21 protein-coding genes and 1 pseudogene are annotated in these 21,984 nt (G+C 63.1%); 10 read left to right on the top strand and 12 right to left on the bottom strand.

Annotated elements, in window-relative coordinates; genetic code table 11:
• Positions 1-34 precede the first annotated feature (34 nt).
• From ACTJJN_RS13610 to dadA, 5 genes are all read right to left on the bottom strand, one after another.
• Positions 35-1,894 carry an acetyl-CoA hydrolase/transferase C-terminal domain-containing protein gene (locus ACTJJN_RS13610; protein ID WP_012054087.1) on the bottom strand — a complete coding sequence of 620 codons (1,860 nt, stop codon included), beginning with the start codon at positions 1,892-1,894 and terminating at the stop codon, positions 35-37.
• Between the two features lie 174 nt (positions 1,895-2,068).
• Positions 2,069-2,473: a c-type cytochrome gene (locus tag ACTJJN_RS13605; RefSeq protein WP_033723760.1), complete on the bottom strand. Its 405-nt coding sequence runs from the start codon at positions 2,471-2,473 to the stop codon at positions 2,069-2,071.
• 154 nt (positions 2,474-2,627) lie between these two features.
• The gene (locus ACTJJN_RS13600) at positions 2,628-3,176 is read right to left on the bottom strand and encodes a cupin domain-containing protein (protein ID WP_003253526.1); all 549 of its coding nucleotides are present in this window, start codon (positions 3,174-3,176) and stop codon (positions 2,628-2,630) included.
• Between the two features lie 107 nt (positions 3,177-3,283).
• Positions 3,284-4,357 (bottom strand): alanine racemase, encoded by a 1,074-nt coding sequence (gene alr, locus ACTJJN_RS13595; protein ID WP_014754833.1) that lies wholly within the window; start codon positions 4,355-4,357, stop codon positions 3,284-3,286.
• A 144-nt stretch (positions 4,358-4,501) separates the two neighbouring features.
• Positions 4,502-5,806: a D-amino acid dehydrogenase gene (gene dadA, locus ACTJJN_RS13590; RefSeq protein ID WP_012054090.1), complete on the bottom strand. Its 1,305-nt coding sequence runs from the start codon at positions 5,804-5,806 to the stop codon at positions 4,502-4,504.
• A 156-nt stretch (positions 5,807-5,962) separates the two neighbouring features.
• Here dadA and ACTJJN_RS13585 point away from each other — a divergent pair, with 156 nt between their 5' ends.
• Positions 5,963-6,451, top strand: a complete 489-nt coding sequence (locus tag ACTJJN_RS13585) for an Lrp/AsnC ligand binding domain-containing protein (protein ID WP_003253520.1) — start codon at positions 5,963-5,965, stop codon at positions 6,449-6,451.
• A gap of 2 nt (positions 6,452-6,453) precedes the next feature.
• Here ACTJJN_RS13585 and ACTJJN_RS13580 read toward each other — a convergent pair whose 3' ends face one another.
• Positions 6,454-6,807 (bottom strand): YkgJ family cysteine cluster protein, encoded by a 354-nt coding sequence (locus tag ACTJJN_RS13580; RefSeq protein ID WP_012054091.1) that lies wholly within the window; start codon positions 6,805-6,807, stop codon positions 6,454-6,456.
• A 144-nt stretch (positions 6,808-6,951) separates the two neighbouring features.
• Here ACTJJN_RS13580 and ACTJJN_RS13575 point away from each other — a divergent pair, with 144 nt between their 5' ends.
• Positions 6,952-8,244, top strand: a complete 1,293-nt coding sequence (locus ACTJJN_RS13575) for an NAD(P)/FAD-dependent oxidoreductase (protein WP_440781330.1) — start codon at positions 6,952-6,954, stop codon at positions 8,242-8,244.
• Positions 8,245-8,409: 165 nt separating this feature from the next.
• Here ACTJJN_RS13575 and ACTJJN_RS13570 read toward each other — a convergent pair whose 3' ends face one another.
• Positions 8,410-8,640: a DUF1127 domain-containing protein gene (locus ACTJJN_RS13570; protein ID WP_012054093.1), complete on the bottom strand. Its 231-nt coding sequence runs from the start codon at positions 8,638-8,640 to the stop codon at positions 8,410-8,412.
• Positions 8,641-8,818: 178 nt separating this feature from the next.
• Here ACTJJN_RS13570 and ACTJJN_RS13565 point away from each other — a divergent pair, with 178 nt between their 5' ends.
• Together ACTJJN_RS13565 and ACTJJN_RS13560 are read left to right on the top strand one after the other, a co-directional pair.
• On the top strand, positions 8,819-10,249 hold the full coding sequence (locus ACTJJN_RS13565) for an aminotransferase-like domain-containing protein (protein ID WP_162493566.1): 1,431 nt from the start codon (positions 8,819-8,821) through the stop codon (positions 10,247-10,249).
• 60 nt (positions 10,250-10,309) lie between these two features.
• The gene (locus ACTJJN_RS13560) at positions 10,310-11,863 is read left to right on the top strand and encodes a phospholipase D family protein (protein ID WP_017148027.1); all 1,554 of its coding nucleotides are present in this window, start codon (positions 10,310-10,312) and stop codon (positions 11,861-11,863) included.
• A gap of 36 nt (positions 11,864-11,899) precedes the next feature.
• Here the strand turns inward: ACTJJN_RS13560 and ACTJJN_RS13555 are convergent, their stop codons facing one another.
• Both ACTJJN_RS13555 and ACTJJN_RS13550 read right to left on the bottom strand, forming a co-directional pair.
• A complete protein-coding gene (locus tag ACTJJN_RS13555; RefSeq protein WP_003253511.1) occupies positions 11,900-13,039 on the bottom strand; it encodes an MFS transporter in 1,140 nt (379 codons plus the stop codon).
• Positions 13,040-13,149: 110 nt separating this feature from the next.
• Positions 13,150-14,643 carry an aldehyde dehydrogenase gene (locus tag ACTJJN_RS13550; RefSeq protein ID WP_003253510.1) on the bottom strand — a complete coding sequence of 498 codons (1,494 nt, stop codon included), beginning with the start codon at positions 14,641-14,643 and terminating at the stop codon, positions 13,150-13,152.
• Positions 14,644-14,839: 196 nt separating this feature from the next.
• Between ACTJJN_RS13550 and ACTJJN_RS13545 the strand changes: the two genes are divergently transcribed.
• Together ACTJJN_RS13545 and ACTJJN_RS13540 are read left to right on the top strand one after the other, a co-directional pair.
• The gene (locus tag ACTJJN_RS13545) at positions 14,840-15,199 is read left to right on the top strand and encodes a cupin domain-containing protein (RefSeq protein WP_088512615.1); all 360 of its coding nucleotides are present in this window, start codon (positions 14,840-14,842) and stop codon (positions 15,197-15,199) included.
• An 83-nt stretch (positions 15,200-15,282) separates the two neighbouring features.
• Complete coding sequence (locus ACTJJN_RS13540) at positions 15,283-15,486, top strand: hypothetical protein (RefSeq protein ID WP_004575219.1); 204 nt, start codon at positions 15,283-15,285, stop codon at positions 15,484-15,486.
• Between the two features lie 67 nt (positions 15,487-15,553).
• Here ACTJJN_RS13540 and rpmG read toward each other — a convergent pair whose 3' ends face one another.
• Positions 15,554-15,709 carry a 50S ribosomal protein L33 gene (gene rpmG / locus ACTJJN_RS13535; RefSeq protein ID WP_003253507.1) on the bottom strand — a complete coding sequence of 52 codons (156 nt, stop codon included), beginning with the start codon at positions 15,707-15,709 and terminating at the stop codon, positions 15,554-15,556.
• An 11-nt stretch (positions 15,710-15,720) separates the two neighbouring features.
• Positions 15,721-15,957, bottom strand: coding sequence for a 50S ribosomal protein L28 (rpmB, locus tag ACTJJN_RS13530; protein ID WP_003253504.1), 237 nt, complete (start codon positions 15,955-15,957; stop codon positions 15,721-15,723).
• Between the two features lie 361 nt (positions 15,958-16,318).
• On the opposite strand from rpmB, the gene ACTJJN_RS13525 reads away from it, so the two are divergent.
• The gene (locus ACTJJN_RS13525; protein WP_088512616.1) at positions 16,319-17,908 is read left to right on the top strand and encodes an ABC transporter substrate-binding protein; all 1,590 of its coding nucleotides are present in this window, start codon (positions 16,319-16,321) and stop codon (positions 17,906-17,908) included.
• Between the two features lie 73 nt (positions 17,909-17,981).
• On the opposite strand, the gene radC is transcribed toward ACTJJN_RS13525, so the two are convergent.
• Positions 17,982-18,662, bottom strand: coding sequence for a RadC family protein (gene radC / locus ACTJJN_RS13520; RefSeq protein WP_088512617.1), 681 nt, complete (start codon positions 18,660-18,662; stop codon positions 17,982-17,984).
• A gap of 126 nt (positions 18,663-18,788) precedes the next feature.
• On the opposite strand from radC, the gene coaBC reads away from it, so the two are divergent.
• From coaBC to ACTJJN_RS13505, 3 genes and pseudogenes are all read left to right on the top strand, one after another.
• Positions 18,789-20,000: a bifunctional phosphopantothenoylcysteine decarboxylase/phosphopantothenate--cysteine ligase CoaBC gene (coaBC, locus tag ACTJJN_RS13515; protein WP_003253409.1), complete on the top strand. Its 1,212-nt coding sequence runs from the start codon at positions 18,789-18,791 to the stop codon at positions 19,998-20,000.
• Between the two features lie 5 nt (positions 20,001-20,005).
• Positions 20,006-20,461 carry a dUTP diphosphatase gene (gene dut, locus ACTJJN_RS13510; protein WP_003253408.1) on the top strand — a complete coding sequence of 152 codons (456 nt, stop codon included), beginning with the start codon at positions 20,006-20,008 and terminating at the stop codon, positions 20,459-20,461.
• Positions 20,462-20,605: 144 nt separating this feature from the next.
• Positions 20,606-21,973, top strand: a pseudogene (locus ACTJJN_RS13505) (phosphomannomutase/phosphoglucomutase); the annotation flags it as partial.
• Positions 21,974-21,984: the final 11 nt, after the last annotated feature.

The following is a 21,984-nucleotide window of genomic DNA, read 5'->3' as shown; positions in this document are numbered from 1 at the left end:
CCCGCTCCTACACGAGGCCAGTGTGCGCAAACGATTATCCTGTCGCCTGTAACCCTGCCAGCAGTAGCCGCTGATAAAGCTCCTCTTTCAACCCTTGCGGAACCTCCAGCCCCATCCGCGCCAGATGCCGCTCATACCCTTCCGGCCCCGGTGCATCCAACGCTGCCTTGCCCAGCTCCAGCACCTCGCTCAGCTTGAACTTGCTCTTCAACCAGTTCAGCGCCCGCAACAGATCCCGCTCCTCGGCCGTAAAGTCCGTGCCCATCGGATACTCCGGGAACAGCCGCGCATGCTGTGCCCTGATCGCCTCCAGGCGTTGCGGGGTATTGTCGGTAAAGCGCGCCTCCAGCTGAAAGTCGTCGGCAAGCTTGCCAGCGTCTTTGGCCTGCTTGATCAGGCCCGGCTGGAACCGCGAATCGCTCACCGCCAACAACCGCGCAATCACTTCGCTGTCAGTCTGCCCACGCAAGTCAGCAATGCCGTACTCGGTCACCACGATATCGCGCAGGTGCCGGGGAATGGTGCAGTGGCCATAGGTCCAGAACAGGTTCGAGGTCACCTCCCCGCCTGCCTCGCGCCAGCTGCGCAAGAGCAGGATCGAACGCCCGCCCTCCAGCGCATGGCCCTGGGCAACGAAGTTGTACTGCCCGCCCACGCCACTGAGCACGCGGCCGTCCTCCAGCTGGTCGGCCACCCCGGCGCCGAGCAGGGTCATGCCAAACGCGGTGTTGATGAAGCGCGCATCACGACGTTGTCGGCGCTTGAGTGCCTCCTGCCCATAGAGCTCGTTGATGAAGCTGATACGGGTCATGACAAACTGCGCGCGCTGCTCCAGCGGCATCTCGCGCAAGCGCTGGTAGAACGCTTGCGGGCCGAGGAAAAAGCCGCCATGCAGTATTGCGCCTTGCTCGTCCGCCGGGCGTCGTAGCAGCCCTGCTTCGGCCAGCACCAGCAAGCCGTTGACGAACATCTCGCTGCAGCCGTACAAGCCGTGGGTAAGGGTGTCCAGGCCCCCTTCTCGCTCGATCAACGCCTGCCACGGTCCGACATCCAGCGCCTTGAGCACCGCTCGGTAACCGGCGTTGTCGCCCTGACGTGCCAGCAATGCCGCCGCAACCGCATCGCCCATGGCACCAATGCCGATCTGCAGCGTACCGCCATCGCGTACCAGGCTGCTGGCGTGCAGGCCGATGCAGTGGTCCTGAATGCCAACCGGCATGTTTGGTGTGGAAAACAGCCGACGTTGCTCTACTTCATCGAGCAGCAGGTCGAAGGCATCGATGGGCAGCTCGGCATCGCCTGGCATGTAGGGCAGTTCGGCATGCACCTGGCCCAGCATGAGGATGGTTTCGCCTGCAGCGCGGCGCTTGGCGATCATCGGCAGCAGGTCGAGGGTGATGTCTGGGTTGCAGGCCAGGCTCAGGTGCACGGGCTTTTCGGGGGTGGCGGCCACCAACTGGGCGACCAGGTTCAGGCCCTTGGCGTTGATATCACGTGCGGCGTGGCTGTAGTTGCTGCTGACGTAGTCCTGCTGGGCCGATTCGCTGTGCAGCAGGCTGCCGGGCTGCATGAAGAACTGTTCGACACGGATGTTGGGCGGCAGGCTGTCGTTGCGCAGGTCTGCGAGGTAACTGAGCTCTTCGTAGTCAGCGAAGACACGCTCGACGAAGGGTTCGAGAAAGCGCCGCTGCAGGCCATCGCCCAGTGGCGGGCGGCCGAGGGAAAGTGCGGTATAGATGGTCAGGCGCCGTTCGGGCAGCTCGCGTACGCGGGCGTAAAGCGCGTTGACGAAGGCATTGGGTTTGCCCAGGCCCAAAGGCAGGCCCATGTGGATATGGGCTGGCAGCCGGGACAAGACCTGCTCGACAGCCTGGTCGATGGAGCAGAGGTGCATCTGGGCCTCCTGAAACATCCATGGGTTCAGGAGTTGGACATAGGGCTGAAGTAATTGGTTGCCTGTACCGGCCCTTTNCCTGTGAGAGCGGGCTTGCCCGCGAAGAGGCCGGCCCAGGCAACAAAAAAACAAAGCCCGCCATCAACGGCGGGCCTCATGCAATTCAGCTGTAAATCACAGCCCGGACATTTTCTTGATCGCCCCTTTCAGGTCTTCATCCGAGCAGTCTGCACAGGTGCCCTTTGGCGGCATGGCGTTGATGCCAGTAATGGCCTTGGCCAGGATGCCATCCAGGCCGCCCTGGTGGTCGGCGCGTTCTTTCCACGCCGCGGTGTCACCAATTTTAGGCGCGCCGAGCAAGCCGCTGCCATGGCAGGCATTGCAGTGCTTGGCGATGATTTCATCCGGCGTTTTGGCTCCCCCGCCACCCGCTGCAGCGGCCACTTCCATGCCTTTGCACTCCTGGCCCTGGACGCACACCTGGCCAACCGGCTCCAGGCGCTTGGCGATGTCGTCATTGGTCGCAGCGGTTGCGCTCATTGCCCAGAGGGCGAATACGGCTGCTGGTACGGCCAGCATCTTCTTGATTTGATTCACGCGAACACCCTCATGGTGGCTAATCACGCTCGCGGCCACGGATCGGCGAGCGTTGAAAAGTATAGCGGGAACCCAGAGGCCGTGAAACGACCCCACACAGGAAAGGGGTATTGCCGAATCAATGCACTGCGCTGGATCAAAAGTTTGAAGGCGTCGCCGCACTGATCAGCCGCGCCGGCTGGTCGAATGGGTTGCGGAAGCGGTGCGGGCGGGTGCTTTCGAAGTAGTAGCTGTCGCCTTCTTCGAGAACGAAAATCTCGTTGCCGACCACCAGTTCCAGGCGGCCTTCAAGCAGGATACCGGTCTCCTCGCCGTCGTGGGTGAGCATCTCGGCACCGGTATCCGCACCTGGCGGGTACACCTCGGTCAGAAAAGCGATGGCACGGTTGGGGTGCGACTTGCCCACCAGCTTCATGGTCACCGCACCGTCCGAGATATCGATCAGCTCGTGGGCCTTGTAGACGATCTGAGTCGGGCTTTGCGGCTCCAGCTCGACCGAAAAGAATTCGACCATGGACATGGGAATGCCGCTCAGCACCTTGCGCAGCGAGCTGATAGAGGGGCTTACGCTGTTCTTCTCGATCATCGAGATGGTGCTGTTGGTCACGCCAGCACGCTTGGCGAGTTCGCGCTGCGACAGGCCCTTGAGCTTGCGGATGGCTTGCAGTCGTTCGCCGACGTCCAAAACTGGAGCCTCCTGAAACGGTGAAAGGGGAGTGGATGTGAACGATATCATGGCAATGCCGTTCAGTATTTACAACACACCGCCCCCAACCTGTCCGCTTCAGCGTCTCATTCGCCGACGTAGTCCCGTGGTACTCGCTTCAGGTTGCAGAAGATCTGGTACGGAATGGTGCCCGCCTGCGCGGCCACTTCACTGGCCAGCACCTGCTTGCCCCAGAGTTCGACCGGGCTGCCGACAGTGGCTTGCGGGACGTCGGTGAGGTCGATGCTGAGCATGTCCATCGACACCCGGCCGATCAGGTGGGTACGCTTGCCGGCGACCAGCACTGGGGTGCCGTTGGGCGCCTGGCGCGGGTAGCCATCGGCATAGCCCATGGCGACCACACCCACGCGGGTCGGCCGAGGGCTGACGAACTTGGCACCATAGCCCACCGGCTCGCCGGCAGGCAGCTCGCGCACGCTGATCACCCGCGATTGCAGGGTCATCACCGGTTGCAGGCGCGCGGCCTCGGCCTGCGCCACTTCGAACGGCGTGGCGCCGTACAGCATCAGGCCTGGGCGTACCCAGTCGCTGGGCGCTTGCGGCCAGCCCAGCACGCCGGGTGAGTTACGCAGGCTGCATTCGGCGGCCAGGCCCTGTCGGGCAGCTTCGAACACGGCAATTTGCTGGGCGGTAGCGTCAGCGTCCAGTTCGTCGGCGCGAGCGAAGTGGCTCATCAACACGATGCGCGAAACCTTGCCACTGGCCAGCAGTCGCTGGTAGGCATCGTGGTAGTCCTTGGGGTGCAGGCCAACGCGGTGCATGCCACTGTCCAGCTTCAGCCAGACGGTGAGCGGCTTGTGCAGCGGGGTTTTCTCGATGGCTTCCAGCTGCCACAGCGAGTGCACCACGCACCACAGGTCGTGCTCGGCGATCAGTGCCAGTTCGCTGGTTTCGAAAAAACCTTCCAGCAGCAGCACCGGGGCATTGATACCCGCGGCGCGCAGTTCCAGTGCCTCCTCGATGCAGGCCACCGCAAAGCCATCGGCCTCGGCCTCCAAGGCCAGGGCACAGCGCACGGCGCCGTGGCCATAGGCGTCGGCCTTGATCACGGCGAGGGCTTTGGCACCGGTCAGTTCACGGGCCAGACGGTAGTTGTGGCGCAGGGCCTGGAGGTCGATCAGGGCGCGGGCGGGACGCATGGCGGCTGCCTTATGGTGGTTCGGGTTGAAATCGGTGGTGGATTCTTCGCGGGCTTGCCCGCTCCCACAGGTCGTGCACAGCTTTCAAAAGCGGTGGTGTTCCTGCGGGAGCGGGCAAGCCCGCGAATGGGCCGGCACAGGCTATTACTGCTGGTGAGCCGGCGCGCTTTGCCCGTGCTTGGCCACTTCCCGGCTGTTGCCATACCGGGAGATATCCAGGCCTTCGGCACTGATCTGCGGCTTCTTGCGCGCAATCAGGTCGGCCAGCAAGCGACCGGAACCGCACGCCATGGTCCAGCCCAAGGTACCGTGACCGGTGTTCAGGAACAGGTTGCGGAACCCCGTGGCACCCACGATCGGCGTGCCGTCCGGGGTCGCCGGGCGCAGGCCGGTCCAGAAGCTGGCCTGGCTCAAGTCACCGCCGCGAGGATAAAGGTCGTTGACGATCATCTCCAGTGTTTCGCGCCGGCGCGGGTTCAGCGACAGGTCAAAGCCGGCGATTTCAGCCATCCCGCCAACGCGGATGCGGTTATCGAAACGGGTGATCGCAACCTTATAGGTCTCGTCGAGAATGGTCGAGGTCGGAGCCATGTCGGCGTTGGTGATCGGCACGGTCAGCGAATAACCTTTCAGCGGGTACACCGGAGCCTTGATGCCCAGCGGCTTGAGCATCTGTGGCGAGTAGCTGCCCAGCGCCAGCACGTAGCGGTCTGCCGTCTCCAGCTTGCCGTCGATCCACACGCCATTGATGCGGTCACCGGCGAAGTCCAGGCGCTGGATGTCCTGGCCGAAGCGGAACTCCACGCCCAGCTTCAACGCCATGTCGGCGAGCTTGGTGGTGAACAGCTGGCAGTCGCCAGTCTGGTCGTTCGGCAAACGCAGGGCGCCGGCCAGGATATCTTTCACGCCGGCCAGGGCGGGTTCGACGCGGGCAATGCCGTCGCGGTCGAGCAGCTCGTAAGGCACACCGGACTGTTCGAGTACGGCAATGTCCTTGGCCGCAGCATCGACCTGGGCCTGGGTGCGGAACAGCTGGGTGGTGCCCAGGCTGCGGTTTTCGTAGTTGATGCCGGTTTCGGCGCGCAGCTCGTCGAGGCAGTCACGGCTGTACTCGGACAGACGCACCATACGCTCCTTGTTCACCGCGTAGCGGCTGGCGGTGCAGTTGCGCAGCATCTGTGCCATCCACAGGTACTGGTCGACGTCGCCCGTGAGCTTGATGGCCAAGGGGGCATGACGCTCCAGTAGCCATTTGATGGCTTTGAGCGGTACACCAGGGGCAGCCCAGGGCGAGGCATAGCCGGGCGAGATCTGGCCGGCGTTGGCAAAGCTGGTTTCCATGGCCACCGCCGGCTGGCGGTCGACCACCGTGACTTCGAAACCTTGCCGGGCCAGGTAGTAGGCACTGGCGGTTCCGATTACACCGCTACCAAGTACCAGAACTCGCATCGTTTTATCCCTCACACGCGGCGCGCCGCACACTTTTATTGAAATGGCATGAATGGGCGCAGTATAGGAATTTGAGACCAGTGCAATTCACTATATAAAAGCCTATTATTGGCGAGAATTCTCGGCAAAATCGCCTTTCACGGAGGGGCATCCCCTATGAGAACCCAGCACCAGACCAAGCGTGAACTGGACAAGATCGACCGCAACATCCTGCGTATCCTGCAGAATGACGGGCGTATTTCCTTCACCGAACTGGGCGAGAAAGTTGGGCTGTCCACCACCCCTTGTACCGAGCGGGTTCGCCGCCTGGAGCGCGAGGGCATCATCATGGGCTACAACGCCCGCCTGAACCCGCAGCACCTCAAGGGCAGCCTGCTGGTATTCGTGGAAATCAGCCTGGACTACAAGTCGGGCGATACCTTCGAGGAGTTCCGCCGCGCGGTTTTGAAGCTGCCCCACGTGCTGGAATGCCACCTGGTATCGGGCGACTTCGACTACCTGGTGAAAGCGCGTATTTCGGAAATGGCCTCGTACCGCAAGCTGCTCGGCGACATCCTGCTGAAACTGCCGCACGTGCGCGAGTCGAAGAGCTACATCGTGATGGAAGAGGTGAAGGAGAGCCTCTGCCTGCCGATCCCGGACTGAGGCTAGACCAGCACCTGGCGGGTGGTGGCAATGAACTGGTGGACCAACTGTTCAGCGGCGGGGTCGATCATCGGTTCAGGGCCACGACCACGCGGGCAGGCCATGCGCGGGGTGGTACCGAACAGCCGACAGATCATCGGCCGCTCTTCATACACCGTGCAGCCGTGGGGGCCCAGGTGCACGCAGTCCAGACGCTCCAGAGCAGCGTCCTGCTCGGCCTGGGACTTGCGCGGCAGCCGGGCCATTTCTTCCGCCGAGGTGGTGACCGGGCCGCAGCAGTCGTGGCAGCCGGGCTCGCACTCGAAAGAGGGGATGAGTTCGCGCAGGAAGTGGATCTTGTGGCGGTTACAGGACATGACGGGATACAAGCTGACAAAAGTGATTGGATTATAGGCTTATTCGCGGGTTCACCCGCGAACGAGCATGAAGCCCTCGCTGGTTGCCCGGCCGCGATGGCACAGCTTATCCTCGTCCCCCCTCCATTTTTCAGGGCCGCCCCAATGATCCACAGCGCGCAGCACGCCGCCTCCTATTACGCCGCCAGCAGCGCGCCACACCCCGACCACGCCTACCTGCAAGGCGAACACAACGCCGACGTGTGCATCATCGGCGGCGGCTACTCCGGCCTGAACACCGCCATCGAGCTGGCCGAGCGTGGTTTCTCGGTCATCCTGCTGGAAGCGCGCAAACTTGGCTGGGGCGCCAGTGGGCGCAATGGCGGGCAACTGATCCGAGGGGTCGGTCATGGTCTGGAGCAGTTCCTCCCGGTCATCGGAGAAGAAGGCGTGCGCACCATGAAACTGATGGGCCTGGAGGCCGTACAGATCGTGCGCGAGCGGGTAGAAAAGCATGCCATCGCCTGCGACCTGGCCTGGGGCTACTGCGACCTGGCCAACAAACCCGCCGAGCTGCTGGGCTTTGCCCAAGACGCCGAGGAACTGCGCAGCCTGGGCTATGCACATGAGCTGCGGCTGGTCGGCAAGAACGATATCCACAGCGTGGTCGGTGCCGATTGCTACGTGGGCGGGTTGGTCGACATGGGCTCCGGGCATCTGCATCCGCTCAATCTGGCACTGGGTGAAGCCGCCGCAGCCGCCCGCCTGGGCGTGAAGTTGTTCGAGCAATCCGAAGTCACCCGCATCGACTACGGCACTGAAGTGCAGGTGCATACTGCCCAAGGCCGGGTACGCGCCAAGACCCTGGTACTGTGCTGCAACGCCTACCACAACGACCTCAATCGCGAGCTGGGCGGCAAGGTGCTGCCGGCCGGCAGCTACATCATCGCCACCGAGCCGCTGGGCGAAGAACGCGCACGCGCCTTGCTGCCGCAGAATATGGCGGTGTGTGACCAGCGCGTGGCGCTGGACTACTACCGCCTGTCCGCCGACCACCGCCTGCTGTTTGGCGGTGCCTGCCACTATTCAGGCCGCGACCCGAAGGACATCGCCGCCTACATGCGGCCAAAGATGCTCAAGGTGTTCCCGCAGCTTGCCGACGTGCGCATCGACTACCAGTGGGGTGGCATGATCGGCATTGGTGCCAATCGCCTGCCGCAGGTTGGCCGCCTGGCCAGCCAGCCGAACGTGTATTACGCCCAGGCCTACTCGGGCCATGGGCTCAACGCCACCCACCTGGCCGCACGCCTGCTGGGTGAAGCCATCAGCGGCCAGGAAAGCGGGCGCTTCGACCTTTTCAACAAGGTGCCGCACATCACCTTCCCTGGCGGCAAGCACCTGCGCTCGCCACTGCTGGCGCTGGGGATGCTGTGGCATCGCCTGAAAGAGCTGGCCTGAAAGTCCCCATCCTTGTGGCAACTGTCTTGCTTAAAATCTATTAGCTGACTAGCCCCCTTGTGGGAGCGGGCGTGCCCGCGAACACGGGCGAAGNCATGCCCGCTCCCACAGGGTCGGTGCAAGTTTCAAGTCTGGGGCACAACAGGCCCTCCAGCGACCACCGTGTCAGTCCTTCCAGAAGGGTTTCTGCCCTTCGATCCGGGCCTGCTCCCAGCTCAGCCCAACATCGCGCAACTCGTCATCGGTCAGCTGCAGCAACGCCCTGCGGGTATGCCAGCGATGCAGCATCAGCCCCCAACGCCCCAAACCCTCTGGCGCGTTGAACACCTTGGCCTGCTGCCCGGCTTCCAGTTCCTTGGCCAACAGTTGCAAGCGCACATCGCTCATGCCACCCATCACCGCATCCTCCCGTTCAGTGGTTACCGTGGAGAAAGCATGCGCGTCGGCACCCTCGACAATACAGATCCAATACAGCCTTAATATTCCCATACAGAATTGGCCGCTGGCCGACTGAATGCTGTATTTTCAGCCCAACTGTACCGGTCGCTATGCCAATGCAGCGCAGGAGTATGCCGTGACCCTCTACCTGAATCTCGCCGAAATACTCGGCGCCCGCATCGAGCAGGGCCTCTATCGCCCTGGCCAGCGCCTGCCGTCTGTACGCGCACTGAGTGAGGAGCACGGGGTCAGCCTGAGCACCGTGCAGCAGGCCTATCGCATGCTCGAAGACAGCGGCATGGTCTCGCCGCGGCCCAAGTCCGGCTACTTCGTCAGCGACCAACGGCAGTTGCCGGCACTGCCCGCAGTCAGCCGCCCGGCCCAGCGCCCGGTGGACATCTCGCAGTGGGAACAGGTGCTGGAGCTGGTGCGCAGTACGCCGCGCCATGATGTGGTGCAACTCGGCCGCGGCATGCCCGACATCGACAGCCCTACCCTGAAGCCGCTGCTGCGCAGCCTTGCCCAGTTGAGCCGGCGCCAGGACATGCCTGGCCTGTACTACGACAACATCCATGGTAACCTGGCCCTGCGCGAACAGGTGGCCCGGCTGATGCTCGACTCCGGCTGCCGCCTGGGGCCGGCCGACCTGGTGATCACCACCGGCTGCCATGAGGCGCTGTCATGCAGCATCCGCGCGGTCTGCGAGCCAGGCGACATCGTCGCGGTCGACTCGCCCAGCTTCCACGGCGCCATGCAAACCCTCAAAGGCTTGGGCATGAAAGCGCTGGAAATCCCCACCGACCCGGTCACCGGCATCAGCCTGGAGGCGCTGGAACTGGCCCTGGAGCAGTGGCCGATCAAGCTCATCCAGATCACACCCAGCTGCAACAACCCGCTGGGTTACATCATGCCCGAGGCACGCAAGAAGGCCCTGCTGAGCCTCGCCCAACGCTATGACGTGGCAATTCTGGAAGACGATGTGTACGGCGACCTGGCCTATACCTACCCACGCCCACGCACCCTGAAGTCGTTCGACGACGATGGCCGCGTGCTGCTCTGCAGTTCGTTCTCCAAAACCCTGGCGCCCGGCCTGCGGATCGGCTGGGTGGCGCCCGGGCGCTACCTGGAGCGCGTGCTGCACATGAAATACATCAGCACCGGCAGCACCGCCAGCCAGCCTCAGCTGGCCATCGCTGATTTCATCGCCGCCGGGCACTACCAGCCCCATGTACGGCGCATGCGCAGCCAGTACCAGCGTGGCCGCGACCTGATGAGCGACTGGGTGACCCGCTACTTCCCGGCGGGCACCCGGGTCAGCCGGCCCCAGGGCGGCTTCATGCTGTGGGTGGAATTACCCGAACATCTCGATACGCTTCGGCTGAACCGCGCTTTACTGGAGCAGGGCGTGCAGGTTGCCGTGGGCAGCATCTTTTCGGCCTCGGGCAAGTTCCGCCACTGCCTGCGCATGAACTTCGCCGCCAGGCCAACGCCGCAAATCGAAGCCTCCGTGCGTAAGGTAGGTGAAACCGCCCTTCGTCTACTGGATGACGAAAGCGCCGACGCGTAACTTTGCGCCGCCCGTCACGGTCAAACCCCTAAAGCCCTTGCTGCACAGGACGGTCCACCCTTGAGACTCCAGCGAGCCTTGCCTCTGCTGCTGGTGTTGTTGCTCGGCCTTGCCGGTTGCACAAGCATCAGCGCGCCCCGCGAAACCAGTCAGGCGTTGCCTGCCCACGACTCGGCCTTTGGCCGCTCGGTGCTGCGCCAAGCCGCGCCCTATGGCGGCCGCTCGGGCTTTCGCCTGCTGCCCAACAGCAACGAGGCATTTCGCGCCCGCGCCGAACTGATACGCAACGCCCAGGCGAGCATCGACCTGCAGTACTACATCGTCCACGACGGCCTCAGTACCCGCGCCCTTGTGCATGAACTGCTGCGCGCTGCCGACCGTGGCGTGCGCGTGCGCATCCTGCTCGACGACACCACCAGCGACGGCCTGGACACCGTCATGGGCACCCTTAATGCCCACCCGAACATCCAGATTCGAGTGTTCAACCCACTGCATCTGGGGCGCAGTACCGGCGTTACGCGCGCCGTGGGCCGGCTGTTCAACTTGTCGCGCCAGCACCGGCGCATGCACAACAAGCTGTTCCTGGTGGACAACAGCATGGCCATCGTCGGCGGGCGCAACTTGGGCGACGAGTATTTCGATGCCGAGCCCAACCTCAACTTCACCGACATCGACCTGCTGGGCGTGGGCCCGGTAGCCGAGCAGTTGGGGCACAGCTTCGACCAATACTGGAACAGCGCCCTCAGCCGGCCGATCACCGACTTCCTCTGGCATGACCCGGATGCCAACGACCTGCGGGCCAGCCGCCAGCGCCTGGAAGTGTCGCTGGCCAAAGCCAGGACCCAGCGCAAGGCCCTGTACGACCGCTTGATGGCCTACCAGTCGCAGCCGCGCCTGGATGTGTGGCGCAACGAGCTGATCTGGGCTCACGCCCAGGCGCTATGGGATGCGCCCAGCAAGGTGTTGGCCGAAGACGAACCGGACCCGCAATTACTGCTGAGCCAGCAACTGGCACCGGACCTGGCTAACGTGCACCGCGAGTTGGTCCTGGCATCGGCCTACTTTGTACCGGGCGAACCGGGGCTGCTGTACCTGACCGGCCGCGCCGACGCTGGCGTTTCGGTGAAGCTGCTGACCAACTCGCTGGAAGCCACCGACGTGCCGGCAGTGCATGGAGGCTATGCACCCTATCGTCGTGCCTTGCTTGAGCACGGGGTGCAGCTTTACGAGCTTCGCCGCCAGCCAGGCGACCCCAGCGCGGGGCGACTGAGTTTCCGTGGCAGCTCGGATTCGAGCCTGCACACCAAGGCGATCGTGTTCGACCGGCGCAAGACCTTCATCGGCTCGTTCAACTTCGACCCGCGCTCAGTATTGTGGAACACCGAGGTCGGGGTAATGGTGGACAGCCCAGAGCTGGCCGAATACACCCGCGAGCTGGCCCAGCAGGGTATGGCGCCTGCGCTGAGCTATCAGGTGAAACTGATAGGTAACAAGCTGGTATGGGCGACCGAGGACAATGGCCAACGGCACGTGCTGACGTCTGAGCCGGGTGGGGTCTGGCGGCGGCTCAATGCCTGGATCAGCAAGGCGGTTGGCTTGGAGAAGATGCTGTAGCTGCGATTCCGGGGGCCTTGCGGCCCCCAACAATCATCAGGCAGAAACCGGCTCAAAGGCTCCGCGCCGCCGGGTCAATACCACCAACCCCGCAGCCCCGGCCGCCATCAGGAACAGCAACGCATGCCCGCTGATCCACTGGCTCCCCGCCCCCGCCAACAATGGCCCGAGCAAACAGCCAATACCCCACAGCTGAGCCACGTGGGCATTGGCCCGTACCAACTCATCATCGCGGTAGCGCTCACCGATCAGCACCAGCGACAAGGTGAACAGGCCGCCGGCACTGGCGCCGAACAACACCCACAATGGCCAGATAACCGGTGTGTGCAACAGCAGCGGGATCGCCAGGCTGGACACCAGCAGGGTCACCGCACAGCCAGTAAACAAGGTACGTCGCGACATATGGTCGGCCAGCGCGCCGATGGGCAACTGCAGCACCGCATCACCCACCACCACGGTACTCACCATGAACAAGGCGATTTCGGTGCTGAAACCCTGCTGCAGGCAATACACCGGCAGCAACGTGAGGATCATCGCCTCGAACGAGGCGAACAGGGCAATGGCCCAGGCAATTACCGGCAAGCGTCGGCAGAAAGCGAACAGGTCGCCAAAGGTGACACTGCAGGCTTCCGTGCTCGGCGCCCCACCACGCCCCAGCAGAACCAGCGGCGCGGCCAGCAGCAGGCCGGTCGCCGCCCAGAAGCCGAAGTCGTCATCAGAGCCGAGGAAACCCAGCACCAACGGCCCGGCCAACTGGCTCAGGGCGTAGCTGCTGCCATACAGCGCCACCAACCGGCCACGCCACTGTTCGACCACCAGTTGGTTGATCCAGCTTTCGCCAAGGATGAACACCACGGTCAGGGACATGCCGATCATCAGCCGCAGCAGCAGCCATAACGGGTAACTGGGCAGCAGCGCGAGCAGGCCAATCGACAGCGCCCCGCCCCACAGGCACAGGCGCATCGCCGACGGTACGCCAACCCACCCTGCCAGGCGGCTGGCCAGGCTGGCGCCGGCCAGTACGCCCAACGCCGGCATTGCCGCCATCACGCCGATGGCGAAGCTGCCGTAGCCCCAGGCCTCCAGGCGCAGGGACACCAGCGGCATGCTCACGCCGAGCGCCAGCCCGACACTGAGCACCGATGCCAGTACGGCGAAGTAGGTACCCCAACGCATTGCAGCCTCCCAGCCAATATTTCCAGGGGCCCATTTGCGGGCAAGCCCGCTCCTGCATCGGTCGCGAAGACCTGCAGGAGCGGGCTTGCCCGCGAAAAGGACCTACCGGGTTACAGCTTGATCCAGGTCGCCTTCAGCTCGGTGTACTTCTCCAGTGCGTGCAGCGACTTGTCACGGCCGTTGCCCGACTGTTTGAAGCCACCGAACGGCGCGGTCATGTCGCCACCATCGTACTGGTTGACCCAGACGCTGCCCGCACGCACGGCACGGGCGGTTTTGTGGGCCTTGGAAATGTCCGAGGTCCAGATACCCGCTGCCAGGCCATACGGGGTGTCGTTGGCAATGGCCACGGCTTCTTCGGCGGTGTCGAAGGCAATCACCGACAGCACCGGGCCGAAGATTTCTTCCTGGGCAATGCGCATGGCATTAGTCACGCCGTCGAAGATGGTCGGCTCGACGTAGGTGCCGCCGGTCTCTTCCAGGGTGCGCTTGCCGCCGGCCAGCAGCTTGGCGCCGTCCTTGTGGCCAGCCTCGATGTACGACAGTACGGTGTTCATCTGCTGGGTATCGACCAAGGCACCGACAGTGGTCTGCGGGTCCAGCGGGTTGCCTGGCTTCCAGCCTTTCAGGGCTTCTACCACCATCGGCAGGAACTTGTCCTTGATCGAACGCTCGACCAGCAGTCGGGAACCTGCAGTGCACACTTCGCCCTGGTTGAAGGCGATGGCGCTGGCGGCGGCTTCGGCGGCAGCTTGCAGGTCCGGGGCGTCGGCAAAGACGATGTTCGGGCTCTTGCCACCGGCTTCCAGCCAGATGCGCTTCATGTTCGACTCGCCCGCGTAAACCATCAGCTGCTTGGCGATCTTGGTCGAACCGGTGAACACCAGGGTATCGACGTCCATGTGCAGGGCCAGTGCCTTGCCCACGGTGTGGCCATAGCCTGGCAGCACGTTCAGCACGCCAGCCGGGATACCGGCTTCGATCGCCAGTTGGGCGATGCGGATGGCAGTCAGCGGCGATTTTTCGGACGGCTTGAGCACGACCGAGTTACCGGTGGCCAACGCCGGGCCGAGCTTCCAGCAGGCCATCAGCAGCGGGAAGTTCCAAGGTACGATGGCACCGACCACACCTACCGGCTCGCGGGTAACCAGGCCAAGCTGATCATGCGGGGTCGGGGCAACTTCGTCGTAGACCTTGTCGATGGCTTCGGCAGTCCAGTGGATGGCTTGGGCCGCACCTGGGATGTCGATACTGGAGGAGTCGCCAATCGGCTTGCCCATGTCCAGCGTTTCCAGCAGCGCCAGCTCTTCGACGTTCTTGCGCAGCAGGTCGGCGAAACGGATCAGCTTGGCCTTGCGCTTGGCCGGGGCCAGCTGCGACCACACGCCGGAGTTGAAGGTGGCACGGGCGTTTTCAACAGCGCGGTTGGCATCGGCCAGGTCGCAGCTGGCAACCTTGGCCAGGAAGCGTCCGTCGACCGGGCTCAGGCACTCGAAGGTTTCACCGGATGCGGCATCGGTGTATTCGCCGTTGATGAAGGCACGGCCTTCGATCTTCAGTTGCTGGGCACGTTGTTCCCAGTCCGCACGGGTCAGGGTGGTCATACGAAACTCCTCCTCTTGTTTAGGTGCAACGCCGCACTGAGGACTCACAGGCGTTGTCAGAATTCTGGCCGGGCGCCAAGCGCACACTGGCAAGCGATACCCTAAACCAGCCGGTGTAAACTATCAATATATTTGACACGAGAGGCTCAAAAGCCTACTGATGTTCATTTTATTAAACAACAACAGGAGCCGAACCATGAGTATCGATAGCATCATCGACTTCGCGCAGGTCCTCACCGAAGCCGAACGCTACCGCCCGGCTGCAGAGAAAGTTCTCAAGGGCGAACCGGACCAGGCGGTCTACAACCATTATTCCAGCCCGTGTGGGCAGTTTGCCGCTGGCGTATGGGAAGGTGAGGTGGGCCAGTGGACAGTGAACTACACGGAGCACGAATACTGCGAGATCGTCCAGGGCGTTTCGGTGCTGCGCGATCAGGACGGCGGGGCTAAAACCCTGCGTGCCGGCGATCGGTTTGTCATCCCCGCCGGCTTCAAAGGCACTTGGGAGGTGCTGGAGCCGTGCCGCAAGATCTATGTGATGTTCGAGCAGAAATAATTATGTAGCGCAGGGATTTTGCAGGCATGCGTGAGGATGACCCTGCCCGTTTCGGGCCATTCAGCCTCACAAGGAAAATCAGCATGACCAACGAAGAAGTTCTGCAAACCCTCGCTCACCTGGTCGGCACCCGCTACGTGCCGGAGCTGAAAGGCACCATTTGCGCCCTCACCGGGCGCACTCGCGTGGTTGGCCCCAACGAGATGTCCACCCGCGACTACGACGCCGCGCGCATCCAGATCAAGGCCGACGCCGACCTGATGATCCAGAGTTTCGCCTTCAACTGACCCTGCTGCAGCCCAAAAAAAACCCGCGTCCTTTCGGATGCGGGTTTTTTTTCAGGTCGCCGATCAATTACTTGATCTTGGCTTCCTTGTACACCACGTGCTTGCGAACAACCGGATCATATTTCTTGATCTCGATTTTGTCCGGGGTGGTGCGCTTGTTCTTGTCGGTGGTGTAGAAGTGGCCGGTACCGGCACTCGAAACCAGACGGATCAATTCACGCATGATGCTCTCCCTTAAACCTTGGCGCCAGCTTTACGGATGTCAACCAGAACGGCGTCGATGCCGCGCTTGTCGATGATACGCATGCCTTTGGCGGAAACGCGCAGACGCACGAAACGCTTCTCGGATTCAACCCAGAAACGGTGGTGCTGCAGGTTCGGCAGGAAACGACGACGGGTTTTGTTGTTTGCGTGGGAAATGTTGTTCCCGGTTACTGGACCCTTACCAGTAACTTGACAGACTCTCGACATGACTCAGCCCTCTAAAACCACATGCCCAACCCGGCATGGGTTGGCCGCTTAATCTCTCAGTCTTTGGCGCCTGGGCGCCGTGATTCTGGAGGCCTTATCGACCGGATCCGCTGATGCGACAGGCCGAGCCCCTAGAAAAGAGCGCTGCTTTATACCAGAAAGACTTGGCTGCAACAACAGTAGATGCACATTACCGCTAGCCAGAACGCGCCGGGCCAGCATAGCGGCAGGCCCCGCCAGTCGTCGACCGCTCGTCGCAAGATTTGCAAAAAAGGGTGTGGTCATTTGCCGGCGGGCGCACTAGGGTAGGCCTTTTACAGACTGCACTGGCAGATGGGCCACTGACAGCCAAGGAGCCACCATGCGTGCCGCCGCACTTTCCTTATTGTTCACCTCCCTGTTCGCCGCCGGCGTTGCCCAGGCCGCTCCGCTGAGCGTTTGCAGCGAGGCCAGCCCCGAAGGTTTCGACGTGGTGCAGTACAATTCGCTCACCACCACCAACGCCACCGCCGACGTGCTGATGAACCGCCTGGTGGAGTTCGATGCGGCGCAAGGCAAGGTGGTGCCGAGCCTGGCGACCAGCTGGACGGTATCGGCCGACGGCCTGGTGTATGACTTCACCCTGCGCGATGACGTCAAGTTTCACAGCACCCCCTACTTCAAGCCAAGCCGCAAGCTGAATGCCGACGACGTGCTGTTCAGCTTCCAGCGCATGCTCTACCCGGCCCATGCCTGGCACAAGACTGCGCCGGGCGGCTACCCGCATGCCCAATCGCTGCAGCTGGGCAGCCTGATCAAAGCGATCGAGGCACCGTCGCCGAACACCGTGCGCTTCACCCTCAGCCACCCGGACGCCACCTTCCTGGCCACCCTGAGCATGGGCTTCGCCTCGATCTACTCCGCCGAATACGCCGACAAGCTGCTCAAGGCAGGTACGCCGGAGAAGCTCAACAACCAACCGATCGGCACCGGGCCGTTCGTGTTCCAGCGTTTCCAGAAAGACGCCGTGGTGCGCTACCGCGCCAACCCGGACTACTTCGCCGGCAAGCCGGCGGTCGACCCGCTGATCTTCGCCATCACCACCGATGCCAACGTGCGCCTGCAGAAGCTCAAGCGTGGCGAGTGCCAGGTTGCCCTGTCGCCCAAGCCGTTGGACATTGCCGAAGCGGGCAAGGACGGTAACCTCAAGGTGGCCACCACCCCGGCATTCATGACTGCCTTCGTCGCCATCAACAGCCAGCACCCGCCGCTGGACAAGCCGGAAGTGCGCCAGGCGATCAACCTGGCCTTCGACAGGCAGGCCTACCTCAAGGCCGTGTTCGAAGACTCTGCGGTGGCTGCCAACGGCCCCTACCCCCCTAACACCTGGAGCTACGCCAAGGACCTGCCCGGCTACCCGCTGGACCTGAAGAAAGCCAAAGCCCTGCTGGCCAAGGCCGGGCTGGCCGAAGGCTTCAGTACCACCATCTGGACCCGGCCCTCGGGTAGCCTGCTCAACCCCAACCCCAGCCTTGGCGCGCAGATGCTGCAAGCCGACCTGGCGAAGATTGGCGTGAAAGCGGAGATCCGCGTGATCGAGTGGGGCGAACTGATACGCCGCGCCAAGGCCGGCGAGCATGACTTGCTGTTCATGGGCTGGGCGGGCGACAACGGCGACCCGGACAACTTCCTCAGCCCGCAGTTTTCCTGTGCGGCGGTAGAGTCAGGGACCAACTTCGCACGCTTCTGCGACAGCCGCCTCGACCAGCTGATCAGCGCCGGGCGCACCACCAATGACCAGAGCGTGCGCAGCCGGCTGTACCAACAGGCGCAGACACTGATCCAGCAGCAGGCGCTGTGGGTGCCACTGGCGCACCCGACGGCGGCGACCTTGCTGCGCCAAGGCGTCGAGGGGTACCAGGTGAGCCCGTTCGGGCGGCTGGATTTCAGCAAGGTGACGGTGACCAAGTAAGCCTGTACCGGCCTCTTCGCGGGTTTACCCGCGAAAGGGCCCGTACTGACCCTATAAGGCTCTCAGTAGTCCCTCAGGCCACAATCCACCCATGCTCGACCATCGACAACGGCTCCCCATCACCAATGATGATGTGATCCAGCACCCGCACATCAATCAACGCCAGCCCCCGCTTCAACGACAGGGTCAAATGCACATCGTCCTGACTCGGTTCACTGATCCCTGAAGGATGGTTGTGGCACAGGATCAATGCCGCAGCGTTGTGCACCAACGCCCGCCGCACCACCTCTCGCGGATAGACACTCGCCCGATCTATCGTGCCCCTGAACAGGATCTCGAATGCCAGTGGCCGGTGCTTGGTATCGAGAAACAGACACCCGAACACCTCGCTGGCCTCATGCCTGAGCATGGCTTTCAAGTAGCGTCGCACCGCTGCCGGGCTGTCCATGGCAGACTCCCGCTCAATCGACGTTGCAAGGTGCCTGCGGCCGATCTCAAGCAGTGCCTGCAGCTGGCTGTACCTCACCGGGCCCAACCCGAGCTCGCCGACGAAGGCCTCGCGGTCGGCCTCCAGCAACCGGCGCAAGCTGCCGAACTTCACCAACAAGCCTCGCGATAGCTCCACGACATTGCGCCCACGTATGCCTGAGCCGAGAAAAACGGCCAGCAGCTCCGTATCTGTCAGGCTCCCTGCCCCGCGCTGCAACAACTTCTCCCTAGGCCGTTCTTCCGCCGGCCACTCCCTGATGTTCATTCCGCCCCTGCCTTTGCTGCGGCCCATTTCGGCCCTGTGTTAATCTATTTCGCCTCGTACATGCGACGTTCCGCCGCAGGCATTTTCAAACGTCGCCGCCCGCTCTCACTGGAAAAAGGCAAGCCTATGCAGCGGCTGTATCGCAAGCGCATCGTTCTCGGCGTGGGTGGCGGCATTGCCGCCTACAAAAGCGCCGAGCTGATTCGCCGTCTCCTCGAGCACGGCGCGCAGGTGCGCGTCGTCATGACACGGGGTGGTGCCGAATTCATCACCCCGCTGACCCTGCAGGCGCTGTCGGGCCACCCCGTGCACATGGACCTGCTCGACCCGGCCGCCGAAGCAGCCATGGGCCATATCGAACTGGCCAAGTGGGCGGATCTGGTGTTGATCGCCCCTGCCACCGCCGACCTCATGGCACGCATGGCCCAAGGCATGGCAGACGACCTGCTGACCACGCTGGTGCTGGCCACTGACGCCACCGTCGCCGTGGCGCCGGCGATGAACCAGGCCATGTGGCGCGACCCGGCCACCCAGGCCAACCTCGAGCTGCTCAAGAGCCGTGGCATTCAGGTGTTCGGCCCGGCATCCGGCAGCCAGGCCTGTGGCGACGTCGGCCTGGGGCGCATGCTGGAAGCCACCGACCTGGCCTGGTGCGCCGCGGAAAGCTTCAAGCGCCAGGCACTGACCGGCAAGCACGTGCTGATCACCGCCGGGCCGACCCAGGAAAACATCGACCCGGTGCGCTACATCACCAATCATAGCTCCGGCAAGATGGGCTTCGCCCTGGCCGAAGCGGCCGCCGAAGCAGGGGCTCGGGTGACCCTCGTCACGGGCCCTGTGCACTTGCCAACCCCTGACCGGGTCAGCCGCATCGACGTCGTCAGCGCGCGAGACATGCTCGCGGCCTGTGAAGCGGCCATGCCGTGCGACCTGTTCATTGCCTCGGCAGCGGTTGCGGACTACCGCCCCGAAGTCGTTGCCACACAAAAACTGAAGAAAGATCCTACGACCGGCGACGGCATGCTGCTGCAGATGGTGCGTAATCCCGATATCCTTGCCACCATTGCTGGCCGCGCCGACCGCCCGTTCAGCGTCGGCTTTGCCGCCGAAACCGAGCACCTGCTCGATTACGCCACGCGCAAGCTCAAGGACAAGAACCTCGACCTGATCGTCGCCAATGATGTGGCCAACCCCAGCATCGGCTTCAACAGCGAAGAAAATGCCTTGACCGTGATCGACCGCCAGCAGCACCAGACCCTCTTCGCGCAGACCAGCAAGGGCAAGATTGCCCGGCAACTGGTCGCCTTCATCGCCGAACGGCTTAACCAGGTTCAATAAGTTACATGCACGCTCTTCAAGCCAAGATCCTCGACCCACGCCTGGGCAGCGAATTCCCGCTACCCGCGTACGCCACCCCCGGCTCCGCCGGCCTCGACCTGCGCGCCCTGCTCAAGGAAGACACCCTCCTCGAACCGGGCCAGACCATCCTGATTCCTACCGGCCTGTCGATCTACATCGGCGACCCGGGCCTGGCGGCAGTCATCCTGCCGCGCTCGGGCCTGGGCCATAAGCACGGCATCGTGCTGGGCAACCTGGTCGGCCTGATCGATTCGGACTACCAGGGCGAGCTGATGGTGTCGTGCTGGAACCGCGGCAACACGCCGTTCACCATCGCGGTTGGCGAGCGTATCGCCCAGCTGGTGCTGGTACCGGTGGTGCAGGCTCACTTCGACATCGTCGAAGCGTTCGACGAAAGCCAGCGTGGCGCTGGCGGCTTCGGCCACTCCGGCAGCCACTGAGCCGGCAAATGACCGTTCAGGCCAAGGATGGCGAACTCTCTGGCGAAACCACCGTCCAAGCGTTCAGTTTGCGCCTGCCCAGAAAGCCTTTGACTAATGGAGCTTCCAGAGATGAACGACATGGCCCACCTGGTCCCCGCCGCATTGCCCGACAGCATTTTCCGCGCATATGACATACGCGGCGTGGTCGGCAAGACCCTTCACGCCGAAACCGCCTACTGGATCGGCCGCGCCATCGGCGCGCAAAGCCTGGCCCAGGGCGAACCGCAGGTTTCGGTAGGGCGCGATGGCCGCCTGTCGGGCCCGATGCTGGTGGAACAGCTGATCAAGGGCCTGGTCGATGCGGGCTGCCACGTCAGCGACGTCGGCCTGGTGCCTACCCCGGCGCTGTACTACGCAGCCAACGTGCTGGCCGGCAAGTCCGGTGTGATGCTGACCGGCAGCCACAACCCTTCGGACTACAACGGTTTCAAGATCGTCATCGCCGGTGACACCTTGGCCAACGAACAGATCCAGGCCCTGCTGACCCGCCTGAAAACCAACGACCTGACCCTGGCCCAAGGCCGCGTGGAGAAGGTCGAGATCCTCGACCGCTACTTCCAGCAGATCGTCGGCGACGTAAAGCTGGCGAAAAAGCTCAAGGTGGTGGTGGACTGCGGCAACGGCGCCGCTGGCGTGGTTGCACCGCAATTGATCGAAGCCCTGGGCTGCGAAGTGATCCCGCTGTTCTGCGAGGTCGACGGCAACTTCCCCAACCACCACCCGGACCCGGGCAAGCCGGAGAACCTCGAAGACCTGATCGCCAAGGTCAAGGAAACCGGTGCCGATATCGGCCTGGCCTTCGACGGTGACGGCGACCGCGTCGGCGTGGTGACCAACACCGGCAGCATCGTCTACCCCGACCGCCTGCTGATGCTGTTTGCCCAGGACGTGCTGTCGCGCAACCCGGGCGCCGAGATCATCTTCGATGTCAAATGCACCCGCCGCCTGACCCCGCTGATCGAACAGCACGGTGGCAGCGCCTTGATGTGGAAAACCGGCCATTCGCTGATCAAGAAGAAGATGAAGCAGACCGGTTCGCTGCTGGCAGGCGAGATGAGCGGTCACATCTTCATCAAGGAACGTTGGTACGGTTTTGACGACGGTATCTACAGCGCCGCGCGCCTGTTGGAGATCCTCAGCAAGACCCAGCAGAGCGCCGAAAACCTGTTTGCCGCCTTCCCGAACGATATTTCCACGCCGGAAATCAATATTGATGTGACCGACGAGGGTAAATTCAGCATCATTGATGCACTGCAACGCGACGCCGACTGGGGCGAAGCCCACCTGACCACCATTGACGGTGTGCGGGTCGACTACGCCAATGGCTGGGGCCTGGTTCGCGCCTCCAACACCACCCCGGTGCTGGTGCTGCGCTTCGAGGCCGACAGCGACGCCGAGTTGCAACGTATCAAGGATGTTTTCCGCACCCAGTTGCTGCGGGTAGAGCCTGAGCTGCAACTGCCGTTCTGACCGACTATCTG

This window comes from Pseudomonas sp. 22515, assembly GCF_052044625.1.
GTDB classification, from domain to species: domain Bacteria; phylum Pseudomonadota; class Gammaproteobacteria; order Pseudomonadales; family Pseudomonadaceae; genus Aquipseudomonas; species Aquipseudomonas alloputida.
Note: the sequence above shows the minus strand (reverse complement) of the source record. Positions and strands in the feature narration are given on the sequence as shown.

Coding starts and splice junctions, on each gene's coding strand:
- ACTJJN_RS13610 (WP_012054087.1), bottom strand. CDS start 1,894: ATGCACCTCTGCTCCATCGACCAGGCTGTCGAGCAGGTCTTGTCCCGG.
- ACTJJN_RS13605 (WP_033723760.1), bottom strand. CDS start 2,473: ATGCTGGCCGTACCAGCAGCCGTATTCGCCCTCTGGGCAATGAGCGCA.
- alr (WP_014754833.1), bottom strand. CDS start 4,357: ATGCGTCCCGCCCGCGCCCTGATCGACCTCCAGGCCCTGCGCCACAAC.
- dadA (WP_012054090.1), bottom strand. CDS start 5,806: ATGCGAGTTCTGGTACTTGGTAGCGGTGTAATCGGAACCGCCAGTGCC.
- ACTJJN_RS13585 (WP_003253520.1), top strand. CDS start 5,963: ATGAGAACCCAGCACCAGACCAAGCGTGAACTGGACAAGATCGACCGC.
- ACTJJN_RS13580 (WP_012054091.1), bottom strand. CDS start 6,807: ATGTCCTGTAACCGCCACAAGATCCACTTCCTGCGCGAACTCATCCCC.
- ACTJJN_RS13575 (WP_440781330.1), top strand. CDS start 6,952: ATGATCCACAGCGCGCAGCACGCCGCCTCCTATTACGCCGCCAGCAGC.
- ACTJJN_RS13570 (WP_012054093.1), bottom strand. CDS start 8,640: ATGGGTGGCATGAGCGATGTGCGCTTGCAACTGTTGGCCAAGGAACTG.
- ACTJJN_RS13555 (WP_003253511.1), bottom strand. CDS start 13,039: ATGCGTTGGGGTACCTACTTCGCCGTACTGGCATCGGTGCTCAGTGTC.
- ACTJJN_RS13550 (WP_003253510.1), bottom strand. CDS start 14,643: ATGACCACCCTGACCCGTGCGGACTGGGAACAACGTGCCCAGCAACTG.
- ACTJJN_RS13545 (WP_088512615.1), top strand. CDS start 14,840: ATGAGTATCGATAGCATCATCGACTTCGCGCAGGTCCTCACCGAAGCC.
- ACTJJN_RS13540 (WP_004575219.1), top strand. CDS start 15,283: ATGACCAACGAAGAAGTTCTGCAAACCCTCGCTCACCTGGTCGGCACC.
- rpmG (WP_003253507.1), bottom strand. CDS start 15,709: ATGCGTGAATTGATCCGTCTGGTTTCGAGTGCCGGTACCGGCCACTTC.
- rpmB (WP_003253504.1), bottom strand. CDS start 15,957: ATGTCGAGAGTCTGTCAAGTTACTGGTAAGGGTCCAGTAACCGGGAAC.
- ACTJJN_RS13525 (WP_088512616.1), top strand. CDS start 16,319: ATGCGTGCCGCCGCACTTTCCTTATTGTTCACCTCCCTGTTCGCCGCC.
- radC (WP_088512617.1), bottom strand. CDS start 18,662: ATGAACATCAGGGAGTGGCCGGCGGAAGAACGGCCTAGGGAGAAGTTG.
- coaBC (WP_003253409.1), top strand. CDS start 18,789: ATGCAGCGGCTGTATCGCAAGCGCATCGTTCTCGGCGTGGGTGGCGGC.
- dut (WP_003253408.1), top strand. CDS start 20,006: ATGCACGCTCTTCAAGCCAAGATCCTCGACCCACGCCTGGGCAGCGAA.